The organism is Methanosarcina sp. 2.H.T.1A.6, from assembly GCF_000979455.1.
GTDB lineage: Archaea > Halobacteriota > Methanosarcinia > Methanosarcinales > Methanosarcinaceae > Methanosarcina.
Genome location: NZ_JJOY01000044.1, coordinates 131,528 through 154,210 on the forward strand (window position 1 = coordinate 131,528; position 22,683 = coordinate 154,210).

The 22,683-nt window shown below is 41.1% G+C and carries 18 protein-coding genes; 10 read left to right on the forward strand and 8 right to left on the reverse strand.

The annotated features are described in order from the left end of the window. Positions 1-610: 610 nt before the first annotated feature. Together EO98_RS13215 and EO98_RS13220 are read left to right on the forward strand one after the other, a co-directional pair. Positions 611-1,708, forward strand: coding sequence for a hypothetical protein (locus EO98_RS13215; protein ID WP_235283507.1), 1,098 nt, complete (start codon positions 611-613; stop codon positions 1,706-1,708). Between the two features lie 12 nt (positions 1,709-1,720). Beyond that, complete coding sequence (locus EO98_RS13220) at positions 1,721-1,978, forward strand: hypothetical protein (RefSeq protein ID WP_048138811.1); 258 nt, start codon at positions 1,721-1,723, stop codon at positions 1,976-1,978. Between the two features lie 112 nt (positions 1,979-2,090). Here EO98_RS13220 and EO98_RS13225 read toward each other — a convergent pair whose 3' ends face one another. From EO98_RS13225 to EO98_RS13235, 3 genes are all read right to left on the reverse strand, one after another. Further along, positions 2,091-2,417: a phasin family protein gene (locus EO98_RS13225; RefSeq protein ID WP_048138809.1), complete on the reverse strand. Its 327-nt coding sequence runs from the start codon at positions 2,415-2,417 to the stop codon at positions 2,091-2,093. A gap of 167 nt (positions 2,418-2,584) precedes the next feature. Beyond that, complete coding sequence (locus EO98_RS13230) at positions 2,585-2,851, reverse strand: hypothetical protein (RefSeq protein ID WP_048138808.1); 267 nt, start codon at positions 2,849-2,851, stop codon at positions 2,585-2,587. 81 nt (positions 2,852-2,932) lie between these two features. Next, on the reverse strand, positions 2,933-4,096 hold the full coding sequence (locus tag EO98_RS13235) for a hypothetical protein (RefSeq protein WP_048139029.1): 1,164 nt from the start codon (positions 4,094-4,096) through the stop codon (positions 2,933-2,935). Between the two features lie 397 nt (positions 4,097-4,493). On the opposite strand from EO98_RS13235, the gene EO98_RS13240 reads away from it, so the two are divergent. From EO98_RS13240 to EO98_RS13285, 8 genes are all read left to right on the forward strand, one after another. Further along, positions 4,494-5,765: a serpin family protein gene (locus EO98_RS13240; RefSeq protein ID WP_048138806.1), complete on the forward strand. Its 1,272-nt coding sequence runs from the start codon at positions 4,494-4,496 to the stop codon at positions 5,763-5,765. A 650-nt stretch (positions 5,766-6,415) separates the two neighbouring features. Then, complete coding sequence (locus tag EO98_RS13250; protein ID WP_048138804.1) at positions 6,416-9,334, forward strand: HEAT repeat domain-containing protein; 2,919 nt, start codon at positions 6,416-6,418, stop codon at positions 9,332-9,334. A 76-nt stretch (positions 9,335-9,410) separates the two neighbouring features. Next, complete coding sequence (locus EO98_RS13255) at positions 9,411-9,728, forward strand: hypothetical protein (RefSeq protein WP_048138802.1); 318 nt, start codon at positions 9,411-9,413, stop codon at positions 9,726-9,728. Between the two features lie 162 nt (positions 9,729-9,890). Then, positions 9,891-10,076 carry a hypothetical protein gene (locus EO98_RS13260; RefSeq protein ID WP_048138800.1) on the forward strand — a complete coding sequence of 62 codons (186 nt, stop codon included), beginning with the start codon at positions 9,891-9,893 and terminating at the stop codon, positions 10,074-10,076. A 275-nt stretch (positions 10,077-10,351) separates the two neighbouring features. Further along, positions 10,352-11,560 (forward strand): AI-2E family transporter, encoded by a 1,209-nt coding sequence (locus EO98_RS13265; protein WP_048138798.1) that lies wholly within the window; start codon positions 10,352-10,354, stop codon positions 11,558-11,560. 205 nt (positions 11,561-11,765) lie between these two features. Continuing rightward, positions 11,766-11,963 carry a CxxC-x17-CxxC domain-containing protein gene (locus EO98_RS13270; RefSeq protein WP_048138796.1) on the forward strand — a complete coding sequence of 66 codons (198 nt, stop codon included), beginning with the start codon at positions 11,766-11,768 and terminating at the stop codon, positions 11,961-11,963. A gap of 643 nt (positions 11,964-12,606) precedes the next feature. Further along, entirely contained in the window at positions 12,607-13,050 is a 444-nt protein-coding gene (locus EO98_RS13275; RefSeq protein ID WP_048138794.1) for a tetratricopeptide repeat protein, read from the forward strand. Positions 13,051-13,801: 751 nt separating this feature from the next. Then, positions 13,802-14,179, forward strand: a complete 378-nt coding sequence (locus EO98_RS13285) for a hypothetical protein (protein ID WP_048138791.1) — start codon at positions 13,802-13,804, stop codon at positions 14,177-14,179. Between the two features lie 829 nt (positions 14,180-15,008). On the opposite strand, the gene EO98_RS13290 is transcribed toward EO98_RS13285, so the two are convergent. From EO98_RS13290 to EO98_RS13310, 5 genes are all read right to left on the reverse strand, one after another. After that, entirely contained in the window at positions 15,009-17,591 is a 2,583-nt protein-coding gene (locus tag EO98_RS13290; protein ID WP_048138789.1) for a vWA domain-containing protein, read from the reverse strand. Continuing rightward, the gene (locus tag EO98_RS13295; protein WP_048139027.1) at positions 17,588-19,474 is read right to left on the reverse strand and encodes a VWA domain-containing protein; all 1,887 of its coding nucleotides are present in this window, start codon (positions 19,472-19,474) and stop codon (positions 17,588-17,590) included. The genes EO98_RS13290 and EO98_RS13295 overlap by 4 nt, the downstream gene beginning before the upstream one ends. Before the next feature lie 8 nt (positions 19,475-19,482). Next, the gene (locus tag EO98_RS13300) at positions 19,483-20,364 is read right to left on the reverse strand and encodes a DUF58 domain-containing protein (RefSeq protein ID WP_048138787.1); all 882 of its coding nucleotides are present in this window, start codon (positions 20,362-20,364) and stop codon (positions 19,483-19,485) included. Between the two features lie 40 nt (positions 20,365-20,404). After that, positions 20,405-21,406, reverse strand: coding sequence for a MoxR family ATPase (locus EO98_RS13305; RefSeq protein WP_048138785.1), 1,002 nt, complete (start codon positions 21,404-21,406; stop codon positions 20,405-20,407). Positions 21,407-21,547: 141 nt separating this feature from the next. Continuing rightward, positions 21,548-22,303 carry a hypothetical protein gene (locus EO98_RS13310; protein ID WP_235283505.1) on the reverse strand — a complete coding sequence of 252 codons (756 nt, stop codon included), beginning with the start codon at positions 22,301-22,303 and terminating at the stop codon, positions 21,548-21,550. Positions 22,304-22,683 lie beyond the last annotated feature (380 nt).

Genomic DNA, 22,683 nt, shown 5'->3' on the forward strand with positions numbered 1-22,683 from the left:
ACCTGAAAATAAGAACTGAAAATAAGAACTGAAAATAAGAACTGAAAATCGTCTTTTCAAGGATTAATATCATTGATCCAGTTTCTTTCCATCGGTTTCTTTCCTTCAACTTCACTCTTTAGCTTCGTTTATCCAGTTTTTCTTTGTAAGTTTCATCCGGTTTCACTCATCTTTTGCTCGATCTTTTTGCTTATATCATTGACCATCTTCACATAATTTCCACAGTGTTTCTGATGTAACCTGCCCGACAACTGTATAATTTATATTATAAAAATGAGGGCCGAGCTTATACCGCATGAATATCCAATGTAGTGCCTGATGCCGTAAATTTATGTCGCAAACGAAAGAAAAAAAGACAAAACGGGCAATCTTAATTAAATTCTTTACATATAACCCATGAGAAAATTTGATTTTAGTATAAAAATATTATATCTATTTTTTATAAATAAGAAGATATAAAGGGTATTAAAGCATTATTAAGCAAATATAGAACTTATAAAGCTTTAGATATTACAATTGCCAATTAATGACCTCTTTTACGAAAAGTATACTTATATAATCCCCCCTCTTAATTATGTAACAATTGAATAATTTAAATGGAGGAAGTCATATGGACAAATTTGGGAAAGTAATACGCTATGCTTCTTGCTTAACTGTCATACTTATCGTCTTTAGTATCCTTTCAACAGCGGCTCTTGCCGGGAATGGAGCTGGAGCAAGTAATGATGCTAAGAATAGAGAAGGGGCAAGTAATGATGCTAAGAATGAAAAGACGCTTGAAACTCTCCAGAAACAGGAATTGACCAGGGAAAAAATTCCGGCCAGAAATCAAACCGAGAATAGGACTCTGGAACGAAAACAACTGCGAGAAGAAGCTCAGGAAAGAACACAGTTGAAAGAAAGGCTTAAGGTCCATAAAAATGACTATCAAAGCTCAAAGAAAAATTTCCTTGCGATCCGAAAACAGCTCCGTTCGGGAAATTACGGTGATGAAGAACTGGAAATCACAAGGGAATATCTGAACTCGAGTATAGATTATATGATAGCTCATCTTGAAAAAGTTCAGTACAACCTTGAGCAGTCAAACGGCGATGGTACGAAAGCCAGAACTGCTGTTATAGAAGACAGGATAATCCAGCTGCAGGAAGAAAAGAAGGCTATTGGAAAAGCCGAAGATCTTGAAGACTTTGCAAATGCAACAGAATCGGTACGCGGCGTCTGGAACAATGTTAGAAATCGGACCACAGTGGAGACCGGGCAGACTGCCTGCGAGAGTCTGGATAAATTCGTAAACAAATCCGAAGCAGTTTCTCTAAAACTTGAAAATGAAATCGAAAGCCTGAACAAAACCGGTGTTAATACAACTGAACTTGAGGCAAAGCTTGCCAATTACAATGCCCTGATGGACTCAGCCAGGGAAAATAATGAGGCAGCAAAAAAGATCTACAATAAAGAAAACGCCACTCAGGAAGAACTGCAAAAAGCAGACAACTATCAGCAAAGTGCTCTCAAGGAGATAAAAGAAGCAAACCAGATCCTGAAAGAAATCTTCGGTGAGCTGGAGCAGTGTAGAATTGAAGAGAGAAACAGAATCAGAACCCGAAATTCCGTGGGAACTGAATTTACTGATACAGAGACCTCTGGAGAAACCAATAGTAGCTCAGGGAACGAATCCGAAAATTCCTCTGAGGACGGATTGGAGAATTAAGGGGGCAAAAAAATGGTAAAATTCACACATGTGCTTGTGATGTCAATTTTAATTTTCTGGCTTGCAGGGTCCGGTTGCATCGGAAACAATGCCTCTAAAGCGGAAGAGGCTGGTATAGCCCCAAATATTTCCGGAGCAGAAGAAAATACTTCAGCTGAACAGGAACTTACCGAAGCAGAAATTCAGGAATTTGAAGAAAACATTACAGAACTTGAGAATCTGCTCGAAAATTCAAGCCTTGAGGACGAAATAGATATTGAAGAGCTGTAAGAATAAAGAGCTGTAAGAATAAAGAGCTGTAAGAATAATTCCTCCTGCAAAACAGAACCAGCAAGATAAAGCAGGAAAAAATACAGCCAATATTAACCAGAAAAAGATGCTCTCATTTGAAGAACATCTTTTCTTTATTTTTCATTTTCTGGACTTCGTCCTCCAGAATCTCTAACCTTGATTCTAGCTCACGCATATCTTTTTTGGTAAAGAAATCTGCCTTTGAGGTAGCATCCTGAATCTTGTCAGAGATTTTCTTTTCGAGGTCAACCCTCTGTTTCCTGCTTTCTTCAACCAGGTCCTGAACAACTTTTTTGCCTTCTTCCTTGCTGATATCTCCTGTGTCGACCAGGTCTTTTACAAGCTCATTTACTTTTTCTTCGGTCATTGCCCACAGGCCAGCCCCTATGAGGCCAAGTTTTCTAACAGATTCTTTCATGTATAACACTCACCCTGGATTATTAAGCTGAAAATAATTAATTTGAAATGATGTATGATGTATTAAAAACTGATAATATATTAAAGGTGATGATATGTTAAAGATATTATTGTAAAAAGAGTGCCCTTATGTAAAAAGGGAAAAACCTTAACCCGGCGCTTTAGAACTTACCCTGCAAACTTATAATAAACTTCCAAAACTCTTCCAACCTGCCCTTTTCCTCCCGTAGCCTCAAGCAGCGTTACGCTGACGGGGCCGAAGCGGCAGACTTCCCCATCACTTACTTCGGCATCGATTTTCCCGGAGAGGAAAAAGAAGTAGAGGAAAAGAAAAACTGTTGTGGTTTTGGATTTAAAAACCTTCTTTTTCTCCCTTTCGGGAAAAGCTGTCGGTTTCGCTTTGAGGCCGGTGAGAGCCCGGTACCCGAAAAACAAAACAACCTTGAGGTTGCTTTGTTGATCTGAAAACAGTACTAAATATAATTCGGGAAACAAACCAACATAATTACTCTAGTTTCACAGACCCACCATATACGGAACAAGCGAAAAAAGCGCCTGAGCCCTCCGAGACTCGGATTTAATCCCGGTTGCCATCTCAAGGGCTTTTTCAAAAATTTCTTTTTTCCTTGATTCATCCAGATACAGAATAATAAATGAAAGGGCCTGAGGCCTCATGTCTTTATCTTTAAGGTTGGAAGCCAATTCAAGAGCTTCTTCTATGATTTCTTCTTTTCTTTGCCCTTTCAGGTGGGGGATCAGCAAAGAAAAAGACTGAACTCTCAGAAAATCGGATTGAATCCCTGATGCCATTTCAAGGGCTTTTTCCAGGATTACTTCATTTATTGACTCTTCGAGATGCGGGACAAGCGAAGAAAGGATCTGGAATTTTGCATCCCCATATTGAATGTGGGGAGAGAAGTCAAGGATATCTTCAATAATTTCTTCTTTTCCCTGCCTTTTCAGGTGAGGGACAAGCGAAGAGAGGACCCTGGCTCTTTCGTCTTCATCCTGAATATTGGAAGTAGAGTAAAGGGTTTTTTCAATGAGTTTTACCTTTTCGGGCCCCTTCAGATACGGAACAATCAGGGAAAGAGCCTGGGACCTTAAATCTCCATATTGAATCTTAGAAGCAAAGTCAAGGGCTTTTTCCATAGTTTCTTCTTTTCCGGACTCAGCTTCTAACTGCTCTAAATCATGGGCAGTACTGACAGTATTGTTTTTTGCTGTGAATTCTTCAAGCAGTTTATTAAATTCTTCAAGCACTCTGGTTTTCTCACTTGAATCTTGTTTTATAAGCTTGACTGAACCATCTTCAGTTCTCATCCTCTGTTCGACAATCATTCTCTGTATTAGCTCATCTTCCATAAAAGAAGAAATTTCTTTAGCTAAATCCGGGTCCTTTTCAAACGAGTTTATAATTGCCCGGATTAAAACCTGCTTTACCTCCGGGTCGGAGGGTGCAATAACCAGATCTCCTGCGGCTTCCTTCAACTCCGGCCTGTCTCTCGAAAACAGTTTTTCCCACAGTTTTTTCTTAAGCTCCCAGACAGCAGGCCCTACTTTATTGACAGCCTCTTCAGCCGCTCTTTTAGAGCCAATGACCATATATGGAACTACTGGTTCGATAAAATCTGTTACTTTCTGTGCCAGTTGCCTCATTATTGCATCCTGTTGCCGCATTGTTTCATCCTTCATTTATGAAATGTTATATTCTTCTCTGTAAGGTTAGTTCCAGAATAAAGTGATATCAGTAAATGTAATGCCTGTACTGGAATAAATATAATAACAGATAAATACTTCGTTGGAAGCTTTAGAAAACTCAGTATGATCTATCTATAACATAATAATAATTAACCACAAGCTAATAATAATTAACCACAAGCACGCATTGCCCGTGTACTTGCCGGTACATTAAGCGGTTGTTGAAAATCCAGGTACTCTGAAAGCAATCAAAAAGGTTGAAAAAAAGGCTGATTCTATTTTTGGAACATACATCTTACTTTATTCAGGGAGAACAGGTATTTCCCAGTTAATATATAAATAAATTTTAGTACAGTGTCCCCAAATATTATAATACATGGCCAGAAGGAAAATTAATGTTCTTGTATTTACTCTAACATTGCTGTGCACAGGCTGCATTGAAGATACGGCTGTAATTCCGGGAAATACGATAAATGCGGACTCAGTAAAAGATTATGATATTGCAGCTGCAAACAATGCTTTTGCTTTTGACATGTATTCACAGCTGGCACAACTGGAACCGGAAGAGAAAAAGAACGTCCTCTTTTCGCCGCACAGCATATCTGCTGCCATGGCAATCTGTTATGAGGGAGCTGAAAACACTACGAAGGAGCAAATATCGAACGTATTTTATTTTCCCTCCAATAAAACAGTTTTGAAAGTTCGTTTGGAGAGAACAAACGACAAGATAAATTCCGTAAATAACGATTATGAGCTTCAAACTGCAAATGCGCTCTGGGTACAGGAAAGATATCCCATAAAAGAAGCGTATATTTCCAACGTGAAAAAATACTATGACGGAGAAGTGACAAATCTCGATTTTGTAAGAAAATCGGATGACTCCAGAGATACCATCAATGAATGGGTCGAAGCCAGGACCAAGAACAAAATAAAAGACCTGGTTCCTGAAGATTCAATAACGGCTAATACACGGGTAATTATCACGAATGCTATTTACTTCAATGGGAAATGGGTGTATGAATTTGATAAGGAACTGACGGACAAAAAAACTTTTTATCCGGCAAATGGGGAAGAAATCTCTGTGGACATGATGTACATGTATAGCGCTTTAAATTATGGTGAAAACTCAAAGGCGAAAATCATAGAATTACCATATAAAGGCAACGACTTATCCATGTACATTGTGCTTCCGAAAGACAACGACATTGAAGAATTTGAAACAGATTTCACGATAAACGACTATGCCAAACTTAAAAACGACATGGACTCCGGGGAAGACGTAGAGACTTCGATTCCGAAATTCAAGTTTGAGACTAAAACCGAACTTTCCGATTCCCTTGTTGAAATGGGCGTTGTGGATGCATTCAACCTCAACAGGGCGAATTTTTCAGGAATTAGCGACAGTCCATTAGCAATATCCAGAGTGATTCATCAAGCTTTCATAGATGTGCAAGAAGAAGGCACGGAAGCTGCCGCAGCAACAATGGTTGAGATGGATATGGGTATGCGCATCTCCTGGGATTCCAAACCAAGAGAATTCAAAGCCGACCATCCATTCATGTTCTTCATAGAGGATAAACGGACAGGTTGCATCCTTTTCATGGGAAAAGTTGAATACCCTGAGTATGAGGAAACTAAAGAGTTTTAAAGTGGCAACTAAAAAGGAAACGTCGGGGGTTTTATTTGCTTGTGACCGCTCCCCGAACTCCCGAGGTATTGGACTCGTACCCCTGAGCCAATCGACATATCACCGGTCTCAAATTGCCTAAAGCAACAGTATGGAGCAAAAACAAACTTGAAACTAAATAAGAAAGAGCTGAAAGAAACTAAGAATAGAAGCTAAAAATAGTTACTGCCAGGACATCTTATCGAGTATCCTGATTAAGTTACTTGCCTCATCAAAGGATAATTCAGGCCAGCTTTTTTTGTATTCATCGCAATACTGACTAATTTTTTTATGTCTTTCCATATACCGAAGAGACTTTATTACTATATTTTTTTGCCTAAAAGTTATCGCTGAATCCGTAAACTCCATAAAATACTCCTTATATCATGCCTTCATTTTTCAATATGCTGTACTGCAATCAATCAAAAATCCGGAAATATTAGAAAAGTTATACTCTTTGATTGCCATTTATATATATAGCTCACACTATATATACATACCTCACGAAGATATATTTATTAGACATAAATGTCAAAATATCATATATAGTCCTTTATATTTATATGAAATAAACCTGCAAAACTCAAATATAGCAAATCGGAAGGGATTAAAGCAGCAGTTGGTGGGAATTCTTGAGTGACCAGCCCGGTATACATGATAAGACTTTTAGTCAGGTTTCGGATGAGAGGATAAAGACTGCAAGACAGCTGGGAGCCCTTTTTGAGGTTTTTCCTGAGCGGAAGCAGGCATTTGAAGACCTTTTAAGGCTTTGTTCTGACAGGGACAATAAGGTAAGGGAAGAGGCTGTAAATTCCCTTCAGACGGTTTTTCCTAATGTACCTGATAGGGAGCTTGTCTGGGAGAGGTTTGTAAACCTTACGGCTTATCCGTCAGAGATGGTAATGAGAAGGGCAGTAAATGCTCTGATTGCTGTTTTTCCACTTATGCCTGATAAAGACCGGGCATGGAAAGATCTGGCTGAGCTGGTAAATTCAAAATCAAGTATGGAAGACGTTAGCAGGGGAATTGTCCGCCTGCTTCCTGACGTGGTCCGTGAGATCCCGAATAAGGGGCAGGCCTGGGAAGACCTGCTTGAGATGACTTTTTCAGATGACTCTTATGTGCGAGAAAAAGCGGCTTCTATATTAAATATTGTTTTTCATGAAATGCCGGGTGGAAGGAAAAATGACGCCTGGGAAGAATTACTGAAACTGGCAGGCGAATCCGGAGATTCAAAGGTAAGGAAATTGGCTGCAAGGTCTATTGGGGAGGTTTTTCCATCTTTGCCTGATGAAAAGAAAGATGAAGCCTGGGAAGAGATGCTGGAACTGGCAGGAAAATCCGTAGATCAGGCAGTGCAAAAGGAAATTCTGCTTGCTCTGCCTTCTGTCTTTTCTTCTGTACCTGAGAAAAAAAGGGTATGGGAAAACATTTTCAGGCTTACGGAAAATGAGAGCGGACCTGTAAGAAAGCAGGCAGCAGATGCCCTTGTGGCTATATTCCCTGATATGCCCGACAGAACCAGGGTATGGGCTGATTTCCTGAGGCTCACCAGGGCAAGGGACGGGTACGTAAGGGATACTGCTGCAGATGCGCTTTCAGCTGTATTCCCGGGTCTGGACGACAAAGACCCCGTATGGAAGAAACTTATTGAACTCACAGGGGATGAGGACGAATATGTCCGGAGAACCGCAGCTGATACCCTCGGCAAGGTTTTTCCACACGTGTCAGACAAAAATCAGGCATACTCGGACCTTGTTAGTCTGGCTGAAAAGAAGGATAGTTATGTGCTCAGGAGAGTCGTAAATACTCTTGCTTCTGTCTGCCCTCAATTCTGTAATGGGTATGAGATAAATGAAGTGGAAACGGAAACAGGAAAAAATAAAGAGAAAGAAGAATGGGGAGAAAAGAGGGAAAAATGGGTAAAAATGGCAGGAGAGTGGGAGGGAGAGGAAAAAAGTAAACCTGCAGGTTTTTACGAGCTGGCATCAGAAAAAGAAAATAGAAAACCTGCTTTTGACCTCCTGAAGCTGACTGGTGACAGGGACAGCTATGTACGAAAAGACGCAGCTGATTCCTTTGCCAGGGCATACCCTCACCTGCCGGATAAGAAAGAAGTCATAGGAGAGCTGCTAAGCCTGATACAGGACCCGGACCCGCAGATGCGGAGAGGCGCAATCGAGTCTCTACTCACTCTTTATTCTCGAAAGGAAGGCAAGACGCAGGATCTCTGGAGGGAACTTCTAAAAATGTCAGGGGATGGAGACACAGGAGTCAGAAAGGGCACTGCAGGGCTGCTTTCCCATGTATTCCCAGCGGTTGAGGAAAAATCCGGAGTTTTTTATGACCTTGTCAAACTCACTGAAAGCCAGGATGCCCAGCTCCGGAAAAGAGCCGCAGAGCTTCTTGCCGTTGCATATACATATTCCGATAATAAACAGAGGGCATGGAACGATCTGTTGAGGCTTACATCCGTTGAGGATAGGGAAGTCAGGAAAGGGGCGGTACTTGCTCTTGCATCCGGATATACAGATATTCAGGATAAAGGAAAAGCCTGGAGTGACCTTATCAGGCTTTCAACTCATAGCGACAGTTTTGTGCAGCGGGCTGCAACACGAGCTCTTGGCCCTGCCTTTTTCTATGTGCCTGATAAAACACGGGCATGGAGAGACCTGCAGGTTCTTATCGATAATCCTTATATTTATGTCCGCAGGTACGCACTCCGCTCCCTTGGAAGAGCTTCCCTCTGGAGGGCACTCAAGGCGGAAAATGAAGCTGCTTATCTTTTTGGGCTCAAGGAAGCGGTCAAATACTTAAAAGAAGCATTTGAAACTTCTATTGACACTGTCATCCCTGAGTTCTACTCTCCATTTTACGAGACTTTCCTGCAAATACTTTTCAGCGACAGTCCGGAGAGGGCTGCAAGGCTCGGAAGTGAGAGATACCTCTCAAAGCTAGCCCATGAGATCAGGGATCTGGAAGAAAATCAGAGGCTTCTGGAAATTCTGGGAGAGTTCACAGGGCTTCTTAGAGCAACAGGAACTCTGACTCCCGGAGATCTGCCTGCCCAGAAGAAACTGCTTGAGACCTGTGTTGCAGCTTTTGATAGGGTTTCAGGCCTTCTGGAGGCCATGGAAGAAGACGTTATTCTTGCACAGAAAACTGTGAAAAAAGAGTATCCCAGGATTGGAAAGGTAGTTCTGGAACAGAAGTTAAAAGAGACACTTTCCGGAATCCGGTACAGAGCAAGGACAGCCTGCCTGAAGGCAAAGGGTACTCCCACGGAAAAAATCGTGTGCACTGTAAGCCAGAAGGTCAGGGAGTGGATTTTCCAGGACCTTGAAAAAGACAAAAAAGAACTGGACAGGCAACTTGATTCTCTGCTCAATTTTCTCAGAGCCCAGATCCCCAATGTTCCTGAAAACCAGTATATTTTTGAAAAACTCGAAGATATCAGGCAGGAACAGGACATGCTGGAGCGCTACAGGCGCGTTGGCAGGTTTATAGGCCTGATCCCCGGAATCAGGATGCCAAAAGTTACAGGCAAATAAGGGTCCTTTACCCTGGAATTTAAAAGAAAGATCTTTCTCCCTGGAATTTATATCCAATCCTGCCAATCCTTATATTATGTACGAAGCAGGCATTGAAATGACAGACGAGGACTTTGAATTTGCAAAGTCTCCTCTATCAAAAAAATTCATTTGCCTCGTATTTGAGAAGTATCAGCTGGACTACATCGCTTATTTCGGGGAAAATATGTTCTATGTCTCAGGGCAGAACTCCCAGCCCCTTACTCCATTATATCCCGATACCGGATACCCTGAAGATATTGAAATGGTTTTGGATTTCATGGCGCGTGAGAGAATCCGCAGGATAAAATATGAGGACGGAATACTTTATCGGTCTTCAGTTCCGGAACTATCCGATTCGGGCAAAAATAGCTAGATATAAATGTGAAAAATATTTATCAGGATAAAAAGGATCAGATATAGGCTGCATTAAAAACAAAAACTCAATTGTTTTTTTTCTTTTGTTCTGGTTATTTATAGTTTTATTGCAATAATTTACATCACAAAGTTTCTCTTTATCGTTAGGAGGGGGTATTGAATGATACATCTATGGGAATATGATTCTCGCAGAGTTCATGGTGTGCATATGCCACAATTGATGAGCGACCTTGAAAAAATTGGAAATGAGGGCTGGGAACTGATTTTAATTAAGGAAGATATTGATGATGAAGGAACAGTAACTGCCATTTTCAAACGGAAGAAGGCAGAAACCATATCTCTGTAACCAAATATTCTCAAACATTCTAGAAATATTTTTTAGATATTTGTTTTTTATTTTTCTATTTTTATTTTATTTTATTTCATTTTATTTCATTTTATTTCATTTCAACACTTTTATCCTACCGAATTATAAACGAATTTGGGCCTCTCAAATACATTTTATCCTCTCAAACATTAATACATTAATGCTTTCAAGAAAACGAATTCAATGCTTTCACAGAGAGGAGTTTATTTATATTGATAGTAAGTTATTTAACTACTTTCTCAGTATTTAATAATATGAAAAATTATGATCCTATTAAGGCTATCTATGCAGTGATAATCACACTGGTTTCTTTATATGCCTTATATATAACATCCGCTTTTTTTTATGTTATTGTTCTCAGCGCTCTTTTTGCTTACGTTATTCATCCAGTGTACTTTTTTTGCCTCCGATTCATAAAGCGTAAGCATACTTGCGCCCTGATCCCGATTGGCGCAATCTTTCTTATTACAATATCCTCCAGTGTTATGATAGTGAAGGCTTTAATGAATGAAATTTCAAAAATTTTAGAAATTCCCAATACCCTTAACGGGTTTGCAAATATGGATCTCAGGCGGATAGTCGGACTTTTTGAGCCTTTTATCCAGACTCATCCCGGGAAACTGACTGAAAGCATCGGTGCATACTTTAACTCCCTGGTCACGGATTATGTCCCCGAAATCCAGAATAATATATTTCAGATTTCAACCGGCCTTTCGATCCTGATTGTAGAGCTGATAGTAATTGTTGTCCTGACCTATTACCTTCTCGTAGAAAGCGAAACTATCGCAGCCGAACTTCCGAATCTCTTTCCGGACAGGAAAGTGGGAGTTGTATTCCTCGGGGAGCTCAATTACATTTACCAGAGCCTCTTCATAGTCTACTTCCTGACATGTCTCGTGACCGGTGTAATCGGGGGAATCCTTTACTGGGTACTTGGAGTACCTTATCCTCTTATCTGGGGAATTATAACCTTCATAATGGCTCTCCTGCCGGTTGTCGGAGCAGGCACGGTCTACGGCCTCCTTGCCCTTTACTATGTCCTCATACAGGACTTTTTTACAGCAGGAGCCCTGATTTTCCTGGGAATCGTCTTCCTGAGCATTATCCCTGATTTCTTAATAAGACCAAGGCTTGCCAGAAACCGGGCTGCAATCCATCCGGCAATTACTCTTATAGCCTTTGCAGCTCCGGTCTTCGTTCTTGGCCCGATCGGAATAATTATAGGTCCACTCACATACGGGTTTTTGCTTGCAGCCATCAGAACAAAGAAAATACTTGGAATTACCCCTGTCCAGACAGGAAGTTCAACTGCAAGCTCAATTGAAAATTCGGTTGAAAGAACGATAAAAAAAGCAGTTGAATTCCCGGTTGAAAAATCAGTTGAAAAATCAGTTGAGACTTCCAGTGATCACATTTTCAGTCAGGAAATTAACCCCTGGAATGATAGAGAAAAAACGGTATGAATCTAACTTATGAAATAGATAAATTTTCATATAGTTACATGCTTTACAGATATATTTATATAATATATCTGTCTCGTACATACGTTAAAAATAAAGATACGTATAATCTGTTATTAAAAACTCATTTTTGTTTTTAATCAAAGAGCTCTATACAATCTTATTTTTAAACTATTGACTATCCGCTATAAGCGGAGGTGAAACGAAAATGGCTTTTAATGACAGAAATTTCAGGGGAAATTCCGGAGGTTTCCGCGGAAACAGCGGTCCCAGGGAAATGCACACAGCAGTTTGTTCTGATTGCGGCGTTGAAACTGAAGTGCCTTTCAAACCTGACCCAGAAAGACCGGTCTACTGCAGGGACTGCCTTCCTAACCACAGGACTCCCAGAGAGAACCGCTATTAAGTGTTATCCGTGTAACTGAGTTACATTAACACTTCATTTACAGTTTATTACTTTCCTTTTTTTTATATATGTGTCACACCCAAATTGTGACTCGCTCGAATTGCACCTCGCCCGAATTGCACCTCGCCCGAATTGCGCTTTGGGATCACAGGAAATTGGAGATTTTCTGGGAGTTGCGATGTAATCGCAACAGTACGCAGTCCTTTTCGCTGCGCTCAAGAGGACTAACTTATGGGCATTAATAATCGTTTTGTCAGGTAGACTTCTACTTTATTGTTTTTGATGAGCGCCAGTGGAATTTGGGGCAAGAAGTGTCCTGTGCAGGAATGGCCTGAGCCTTCAAGGGTTATCCATTATCGCTTTAGAGTTCGTACGAAAAGTTTGCCAGGCAATTAATGTACGGCGAGTTTTTGAAGGTAAGCGAAGGCTTCCAGTAAATCATTTAATCTTGAACTTGATCTTCATGCTTTTTTGTTGATTTCCAAACCCGAGTTTAAATAAAAATCTTTGTTGAGAAATCTAAAAATTTATATAGAGTTTGGACTAATTATACTATGCTTCGATCAGATAAATAAAAAGGAGATTTCAGAAACTTAGATTATGAATAAATACGCCGCGCTATTTGCGGAAAAGGGTGATTTAAATGGGGAGTACAGGTAAAACACTTGTTGTCATAGGGATTTTTTCCTTTATATTACCTTTATTCGGATACCAGTTTATTATCGTCGATATCTTTGGCGATTCATGGCCTCTCGCGTCTCTTGGACTTATTTTACTGGGCGGATTTATGATAACCCGGAGTTCGTCCCGGAAGAAAAAGGCAATAAACAATTTAATCGCTTCGCAACCGAAAAGCTCTGCTGAATGGGTAGATAAGGGCAATGTGCTCTGTGAAATCGGGGAAAAAGATGAAGCAATAAAAGCCTACGAGCAGGCAATAAAGTTAAAGCCGGACTATGCCGAAGCCTGGTATAAAAAAAGTGCCGCTCTTGCTTCTATTGGCAGAGCCGATGATTCTATTGAAGCCAGGAAGAGAGCACTGGAATTGAATCCGGAACTGAAAAATATTATGGATTGCAAAAACTGAGGATATTTTGTTGCCAGTAACTACCCCCTCATTGAAATGAGGGGGTAGTTATCGGTTTTACGAACATATTCTAAATTCTGAAAACAGGTTGGTTTATCAGATGCCTTATCCTGCATGATTGGCCATAAACTTGCAAAGACTAAGATTTTTAGAACCGATCTTCTTTTTTAAGAAAAGTGTTTTGTTACAGAGCTGTAAGGGTATTATCAAAAAGTCCGGAATAATCATTTTAGAATTTGAAGAAAAGATTGCGTTCCCACCTGAATTCTGGAAGTTCCGAATACTTATAAGAGATGCTTTTGTTTTGGGAAGAGGTTTGAGGTACTTGACTCATAGGCTGTGAGTTTTGGTATTATCTCTTTATTTATGGGGTAGTTTTTCGGAGTGGATGTTGAAGTAGGTTTGGAATAGGTGTTTGCTAATTTGGCGTAGAGAGATGAGAACGCAAAATATACTAGGCGCTCACTGTATATAATATTTTTAATGAATAATATTAGTGAACCTTTGTATCCGAGAGTTCATCAATATAACTTTCCATTATAGATATAATCATATATCGACAGATAAAACGTGTGCGGCATCCCACTCAAAGGAAAGCATCAGTAGAAATATATTTATTTGAATTTTTAAAAAACACTATATAGTACTTGATCCAATTCTTCTTTAATATATTGGTGTCAAATGATTCTTTTATTTTTAATATCGTTCCAAAACTTGAGGAGGAAGAGGTATAAAAAAATTTAATTTCATTTTGATTCTGATTATTGGGGTACTGATCACAGCAAATGCAGCTGATGCCAGGCCAGCAGGTACTATAATAAAGGAAGGTGTACTGACGTATCCTGCAGGACCTTATCTTTCAGAAGACCCTCTTCTATTAGGCCTCGAAAATCACGGAGATGATAAAGAGATACAAACATCAGACGACTCTGTTAAAAAATCTGATTCGGAAAAAGAGTGCCTGGATTTTTATAACAACTGCGAGAATCTAATTTCCGAGAACCCAGCTGCTGGAAACATCCTGATCTGTTCTTCTGATCTTCATTCTATTTATTATGACCGCAATAAGGAAATACTGCAACTGGTTTGGCTTTTCTTTGTTGTTCTACTTCTCCCTCTTTCAACCTGATACCATTTTCTACCCAATTAAATGCTACTTCTCGTTAACCTCTACAACTCATGTCTATAAAACCGGATAGAATTCAAATTACACTCAGTTTTATTCAAAAAATTATATTCAAAATCAGTTGTCAATTTCAACAGGTCAACTAGATAAGATTTAGACAAATTTAGAAAAACAGCTTTTCAGCCCTGAAATAAACAAAAATTATACGCGCCAGAAACGGGCAAAACAAAAACCGGCTTTTGTAATGGGTTATATTAAATTGAATTCGTCTGACTCATTGTACTAATTGGACTAATCAAGTTCCTTGCTGAAAAAGAAGATGAAAAAAATCTTAAAAATCGATTTCTTTTTTGAAGAAAAGATTGCGTTCCCACCGGAAAATATCTGGAAGTTCCTAAAGGGTACTAAGATATTTTATTGTTTGGGAAGAGGTTTGAGGTATTTGATTTGTGGGGGTGAGAGTTTTATTTAGTCTCTTTGTTGTGGAGTAGGTGTTTGTTTGCTAGTGGGGTATTAGATGAGAACGCAAATTATACTATGCGGTTCTCATATATAATATTTTTAACACGTAATGTTGCATTATTGCTATATTTAGTAGTTGATCTCATTAATATTAGTTAATTAGTTTAACATTACATCATTAAACTAATGTAGTTACATATTTCACTTGATGTCTCTACATACACAGGATCTCGTACTTTGGATAAATCACATCTCTGAGCTTATTGTATTCTTTGGCTGTATTCATAATCATACTTCCTGGATTTGCAGGCTGTCTTCGGGTTATATATATCAATTAACCTATTCAGGATACTGTCATTTCATCCGTGTATCATTTCATCCGTGTATTATATGTGTGGTGCAGGGTATACAGCAGGTATATCAGGAAAGCGAGGGCAAGGAAATATTTCGTATAAAAGACTTTTGTCAGGATTTTTTTCTTTGTGCCGGTTGAAGCGTCCTCCAATATACTTGAGTAGACGTCTCCTTTAGTGTAGATTTTCCCTCCGTTTTCAAGTATAGCTGTCCTGAAAAGAGTATTTTCGCCGACATATGTATATTCGTCCGGGCGGTTTACGGCAGCAGGCCTCCAGGATACGTTTTTAGTCCCCGAAGCTTCAGACATTAATTCCTCGGTCAGGTTTGCGTCAACAGGGGTTTCGGAAATTTTGTGGAGCCCGAAGGTGTCGGCTGTAACGTATGATTCGTACATGTTGTTCCCGATGGAGGTGATTTCCATTGGCTTTTTGTCAAAATAAAGCTCAGGAGCACCGTCTTTTCCAGTTGTTATCAGGATTCTGCCTGGCTGGTTCATTTTAAGGTCAGGTATCTTTAGCTGGATCTCTTCGGACATTTCGGGATCTGCAACTACCCAGTTCAGGGTCCTTGTAATTATCAGGCTGTCATTTCCCGAGTACAGAGACGTAGCCCAGGGAATTCCATTTCCGTTCCCATTGTCGGTTGTAATCGCTGCAACACGCCCGAGCCCCAGCCTCCAGGTCGTTATTACCGGTTTGCCAAGCCTTGTTATAACCAGGCGGTTTGCTTCAGGTTTTGGGGTAACCTCATTGTACCCAAAAATATCCTGGTTTATGTCGGAAATGTTCCGGGTAATGAAATGCTTCGGATCGTAAACTATGATTGATCCGCTTGAATATTCGTCATCCCTGTCTTCGGACTCTTTGGGGTTATCGGAGAAGCTTATTTTTACCCTCTTTCCAGGCTCTATCCTGTGGTAGTTTTTGGACAGACCTATTTTATTCATGAAAAGCTCGGCATAATACTGACCTTTAGAGGTAACCTTGAGCTCGTCAATTTTCGGAGTGTATATATGGACAAAATGGATGTTAATGCCACTGCTTTCGTGAAGGTTTTCCGCACACTGGATTGCTCTCTCAAACCTTAAATCCCCTTCAGCTACGTTACCTATTCCGCCGTCAGACACGATTATAATTTCAGCGTCGGCACTATTGTTCTGTGCTTTAAGTAGATTATTTGCAGTAAAAAGTCCCCGCTCAAGGGACGTGACCTGCGCTGTTGACGGCGTTATTTTACGGATTTCAGCATCAAGCCAGAGCCTGTTTGACTCTTTTGACATATCTATAAACCCGTCTGTAATGTCCTGCCCCACGCTTCCGAAGGTGATCACGTCGACTCTTGCATCTTTAAGGAGGTCGCTTTCGAGAAGGACTATGGCATTTGAGAGAATATCGTCAAGCACCCTTCCCCCAACACCGTTTTTCTGCAGGGTACTGGGCGAAACATCAAGCATCAGAACAATGTTTCTGCCTCCCCTCCAGTTCGAAGGCTCTGAGGTGACAGGAAGGAGTTCCTCAAACCCGGTGTTCTGGTATGTTTTTTCTGCCGGGTAATCAAAAGAAGAGTCTCCCCCAACAACTACCAGGCCCCCGCCGTTAGTGACGTAATTCCTGAGGGTTCTGGTTTCTGAATCCGAGATCGTTGATGCAGCCTGGTTGTCAATTATAACGGCGTCCGTGCCGTTAAGAGAGCTGAATGATCCGGCTACTCTTACGTCGTAGATCTCCTTCATCGTATTTGCAAGAGGAGAGTCAGGCTCATTTGTAACAAGCAAGACCTTTGGCTTGGGGGTTACATATACACTTTTCATATACTGGTTATTGTTCTCAAAATAATCCAGGTTTTTAACACTTATGCTTGCCGGGTGCAGAGTTGCCTTTACAGTATGAGGCCCAAGCGTCTCAAAAGTGTGGTTGAACTCTATACTTTTTATTCTCCCTGTCTGGGTAATTTCCTGCTCAAGGACCCTCTGATGGTCGACGGTAATCCTTACCTGGTAGCTCATTTTTTCTTCAGTTGCCTTTCGGATGTTAACTTTATAAAACGCGTCATTATCGATTACAGCCTCATTATCGCCTTCAATCTCCACGCTGAGATCCTCTTTTTCAGTCCGGGGGATAAGGGCTGCTACAGGAAAATTATTTTTGTAACAATAAGAAAGGGCTTCCTCAACCGGGGTTCCTGAATTGCTCTGCCCGTCCGAGACCACAAGCACATAGTTTTCCGGGGAAGCCTGCTGAATAATAGCATCGCCAAGAGAGGTATGTATCCCTGAAACCGTTGTGACTGTAACAGGAACTCTGGTCCCGAGTTTTTCTGAAATTTCCTCGGAGACTCCTTTCTGCAGCAGTTCCATGCTGGTGCTTTCATCGGAGATTATGGTTATCCTTGTCTGGTTGGTTTTTGGAGAGCTCATTTCTGCAGAATAGGGGGCAGCGAGAGCCAGGATCAGGAGGAAGACCACAAGGGCATGGAAGAACATATGTTTTTTATCGACCTTTTTCCAGCGCCCTAAAAGCACAAGGAGTGCCAGAGGAACCAGTAGCAGCAATTCGCTGCTGTGTAAAAAATCAAAACTATAAGGATTGAAGGTCATATGATCCTCCTCCTGAACATAACTGCGTTTTCAATTATGATAAGCAGCAGTAAGGCGTAAATAAGGTACTTTCGGAGTTTGTCAGGGGACTTTGTACGGAGTTCCAGCTTCTTGATTTCTCTATTTTCACCTGTAAGGTTCAGTCTTTTTTCCGTAAAGGTATTCGATTCCATGGCATCGTAGAGGTTAGCAGCAACGTTCTTCTGGTTCAGGCTGTACAGCCCGCATTCGTCATAATAAACGAAACTACTGCTGAGGGTTTCTGTCGGAGTTTTTATCAGAATATTCTGGTCAAATGCCTGGTAACGGCCCGTGTTCACGTTTGTTTCACTGATGTCTCCGACTCCCCACATGTACCTGAGCAGTTTTACCCAGAACACAGGGTAGGTAGGGGTAGTGGCAAAATTGTTCCATGCATCTTTTCCGGTAGCATCACTGAATCCTACATAGGTCACGGTCCCGTTTTTTATATTCCGCATACTGACCAGAGGCCCTGTTCCCTTTACCTCTGCAAGGACTGAAGCCCCTTCTTTCGGGGTAGTGACCAGGAACCTGCGCAGGTATACCTCGCTGAACGTAACGTCTTCAAAAATATTTTTTCCGCTCCCCACGGTCTCGATGGTATGGCTGCCTTCGTCTTCTACTGAAATTATGTCTACAGGCAGGATAGAATAAAGCCCGCGCATCTGTAATGAATCGTACAGGCACTCGTTTCCTATGACTATCAGGTCTCTTCCGCTTTTTGCATAAGCCACGATTTCCAGGACGTCGAGAGCCGGGAGAGATTTTTGCTTGGAGTTTACGATAATGGTGTCATATTCCGTAATATCATCAGGAAGGTCCTTCCGTACATCAAGGTGAATGTCGGGCAGCAGGGATATAGCTGTTATCAGGGGAGACTTCCCGGCAGCCTCCTCAGGGTCTGTCAAGACCAGGATTTTTTTGGGTTTGACTTCAGGAATTGAAATATAAGCAATGTTGTCGCAGGGTATTGCGTCCTCATTGAGTATTTCCACAGTTGATGTGCCCTGAGGGATATTTGAATATTTTATTTGCTGCGCTCCGAACCCTGCAAGCTGTACCGGGCTACTCACTTTTGCGCCGGAGGAGGATTCAGCCTTACTCTCCAGTTGAATGTCAAGATCTGCACTGATATCGTTAAAGTTTTTGACAGTGCATGTATATTCATACGTCCCGTCATTGCTGTCTTTCAAATATCCGTCCACAATTGCGTAATTGGCAGTTTTATTGCCAACCTGTCTGAACTCAAGCTCCATATTTCTCGTGTTTGCAATCCGGATGTATGTTTCAGGTGCCCTCCCAGCCCAGTTTTCAAAATCGGATATGACTACGATTTTTCCGTTCTCGTTTTCTTTCTCGTTTATAGCGGTCAAAATCGCTCTGGGCATATCTCCGGGAGTGTTCCTCATCTTCAGGCTTTTAATTACCCCTTTTGCATCATCTGCATCCAGCGCTTTTGCAAGCACCAGAGGAATACTTTCTGCGGTGATAATCGTGTTTTCTTCAGCCAGGCTGTCTATTGCTATTGCCCTGGCACCATCAACCCTATCAGGCGCGGTCATGCTTGCAGACGAGTCTATAATAAGTACCACTTTTTCAGAATCTGCTTTTACTTCTTCTAAGAGGGGCCCTGCAATTGCTACCGATATAAGAATAAGGGCCAGCAGCTGTATGAAGAAAAGAGGGTCTGTTATTTTTTTACTGATGGTGCGTCTTGAATCAAGCACATTCTGGCTTATCCTCCGAACGAACATAAGAGAAGGCAGAATAATGTTTTTAGGGCGAGGCTTAAGCAGGTATACTATTATAAGGGGAATTATGCCTGCAAGCGCAGCCAGGCCCTGAGAAAATTCAAAGTCCATGGGCAGGATCACCCTTCACCTATAATTCTAAGAACAGTATCAAACGGCTGGTTTTTTGTGCTGACGCGGAAGTAAGGGATTTTAAAATCGTAGGCAATTTTTTCCAGTTCAGCCACATGCTTTGCGTATTCGGAAGCATATTCTTTTTTAAAGTTGGGGCCCACCGTAAAACTGATTTCTTCGTTAGTCTCGCTGTCAATGAATTTTACTGCTCCGTCCACGGTTTCAGGCAGGTTCATTTCAGTCTCGTCATAAATGTGTACAAGCACAAGCTCATTTCTAGACAGTTTGTTAACTGCATTACGGACCGAATCTATGCTGTCCAGGAAGTCTGAAATTATAAGCACCATTGATTTCGTTTTAATTCTCGGGTATATGGAGTCGGCGCAGTCTGCAAGTTTTGTGTTTCCATTGACCGGAATCCGGGTCAGGGAATCTACTGTCCGCAGGAAATCGTCCCTTCCTTTGTGTGCCTTTGTGTAATCCACATCATCTGCAAACGTTGAAATGGTGTACACGTCATTGTGTTTCATTACGATGTAAGAAACTCCTGCGGCTATTGTTGACGCATATTCAAACTTGTTCGGCGTACCGTCGGGAAAGAGCATGCTGCTGCTGGCGTCAAGCAGTATGACCATGTTAAGGTTTTTGTCTTCTTCGAACCTGCGGATATAGAGTTTTTCCGTACGTGCATAGAGGTTCCAGTCGATTTTTTTTAATGAATCTCCCGGATTGTATTTTCTATGGTCAATGAGGTCAAGCCCTGCCCCTGTCCTGGTTGACTGGTGACTGCCCGTGTGAATTGCTGAAACTCTCCTGCTGAGAGGGATCGCATACCTGTCGAGTTGTGTCAGGAATGATGTATCGATTGTGTGTTTTACGCCAGCCATGTATGATCATTGCCTCTGCTATTTTTTTCCGCTGGCCGGATCAGATAATTTTTTTTCCGCCTTCCAGGATTTTTTCTATGATTTTATCGCTGGTGATGTTATTCCTTGCAGCATCAAAAGATAGGATTAGCCTGTGCCTGAGAACCGGAAGGGCCATGGTGTCAATATCCTCTTTATCAACATACCCCCTGCCATCGAGAAACGCGTTTGCCTTTGCACAGAGGATCAGTGCAATTGAAGCACGCGGGGATGCACCTGCTTCTATCATTTCAGGCATATTTCTGGTCTGGTTTACAATATCGATTGCATATTTTTTGAGCTTGTTTGATATAGGAATTCTGCGAGTTATCTGCTGCAGTTCAAGAAACGTATTTTTGTCCATGCATCTCCTTACAGCTGGCCTGAAAGCCTCAGCATAACGGTTTACAATCTCAAACTCTTCTTCTGAATCCGGGTAACCGAGACGGATTTTCATTAAAAACCTGTCAAGCTGAGCTTCGGGAAGTGTATAGGTCCCTTCCATTTCGATCGGGTTCTGTGTCGCAAGGATAAAAAAAGGCCTGTCCAGTTGATATGTCGTACTTGCCACTGTCACCTGCTTTTCCTGCATGGCTTCGAGCAGGGCGGACTGGGTTTTTGGGGAAGCACGGTTGATTTCATCCGCAAGCACGATGTTTGCAAAGACGGGACCCTGCTTAAACTTGAAGTGTTTTGAACCTCTCTCGTCTTCTTCGATAATGTCAGTCCCTGTGATATCTGCAGGCATAAGGTCAGGTGTACACTGTATCCTGCTAAACTTCATACTCATGATCTGAGAAATAGTGGATATAGTAAGTGTCTTGCCGAGCCCGGGATTGCTTTCGACGAGGACGTGCCCTTCACACAGCATGCCTATGAGGATCTGCCGGACCATTTCTTTCTGGCCGACGATAGCATTGCCAATTTCTTTAAAGATAACCTCAAAAATCTGGGGGGCTTTTTCATATGTGGGTTTTAAGTTAAGTTCAGAATCTTCAAGCTGGATTTCCTGTAACTCTCTCATATTGAAACTCCGTTATTTTTACATAAATCAGGCATTTGCTGTAAATTCGGGCACTTCTGCTGCTTTAAGGGCTTTTTGCTTAATCCGACCTTCTTTATTCCATAACTTCGTCATAGAGAATGATTCATAAAGGGGAAAGATTCAGGATGAAAGTGCTTCAAAATATTGTTTAATCAAAGGCTCATATTCTTCGGGCAGGTTTTCCGAATAGGTTTGACTCTGCTTGAATTCCTCATTAAAGCTGTCCGAGCTCTCGTTGAAATTTTTTTCAGTATCCGCATCTATCTGGCTTGTGAACCCGAGTCCCAGACTCGGGTTGATTTTCATTTCAACCTGATCTCCATTTTTTATAATGACAGCTTTTATCTTATACCTGGAATCCGGTACAACGTCCTCATTTTTCTCATAAGCCGCTCTGGCATTCATGTTTGAAATATTATCCCGGAGGTCATCGATTAGCTGGCCGGGAGAGATATCAAAACTGAAGCCCTCATGTATGCAGAAGGTGACCGCTCCTGCAGCCAGCAGAAATATTATAAACGATCTGAAAATCTGGTTTTTCGGAACTATTTTTTTTATTTTGATGCCGGTAAGTTGGCTGTGCACGTCCTCAAGCAGTTTCTTTGTAACTATGTTGATGTTCTGACTGTTATCATATGCTGTACTCAGCCTTGTTTTTAGTTCCGGAAAACTGGTTTCAAGGAGATTTATCAGATTAAATTTAGTTCTCCTGTTAAATAACCTGGAAATTAAACCGGTAAGGAAAATCAGCACCATTGCCCCTGCAGCCATTAACCCGAGGTTAAACCAGTAAGTGCCCAGGTATACCTGGAACTTACTCAGTTTATCCACTCCGGGAACATAATAAGCCAGTTCATACAGGTTAAATAGAATCATCAATAAAAACAAAAAGGAATATTTTCCGGCTATTTGTAAAAACCCAAGGGTACGATAGGACCACATCAGGTATTTTTTATATTTATTCAGAAGAGGTACTACAAGCATACAATCTCAGACCACAGTTGTAATTTCTAGTAATTATATTGAGGATGTTACTAAAAAAACTTTTCTAATATTTTAATTTTTAGTTAGGCAAATTATCCAGTAATAAAGCGACAACTACCCGGCTAATACAATGTTAAATATTCCAGGTAACGCGCCAGCAAATCCCCTTTTAATCTCCTGTTATATCCTGTAGAATTGAAAAACTATATAATTCTATGAGAAGCATATTTTTCATGCTGTTTTTTGGATAACATATTCAGGAAATAAGATAT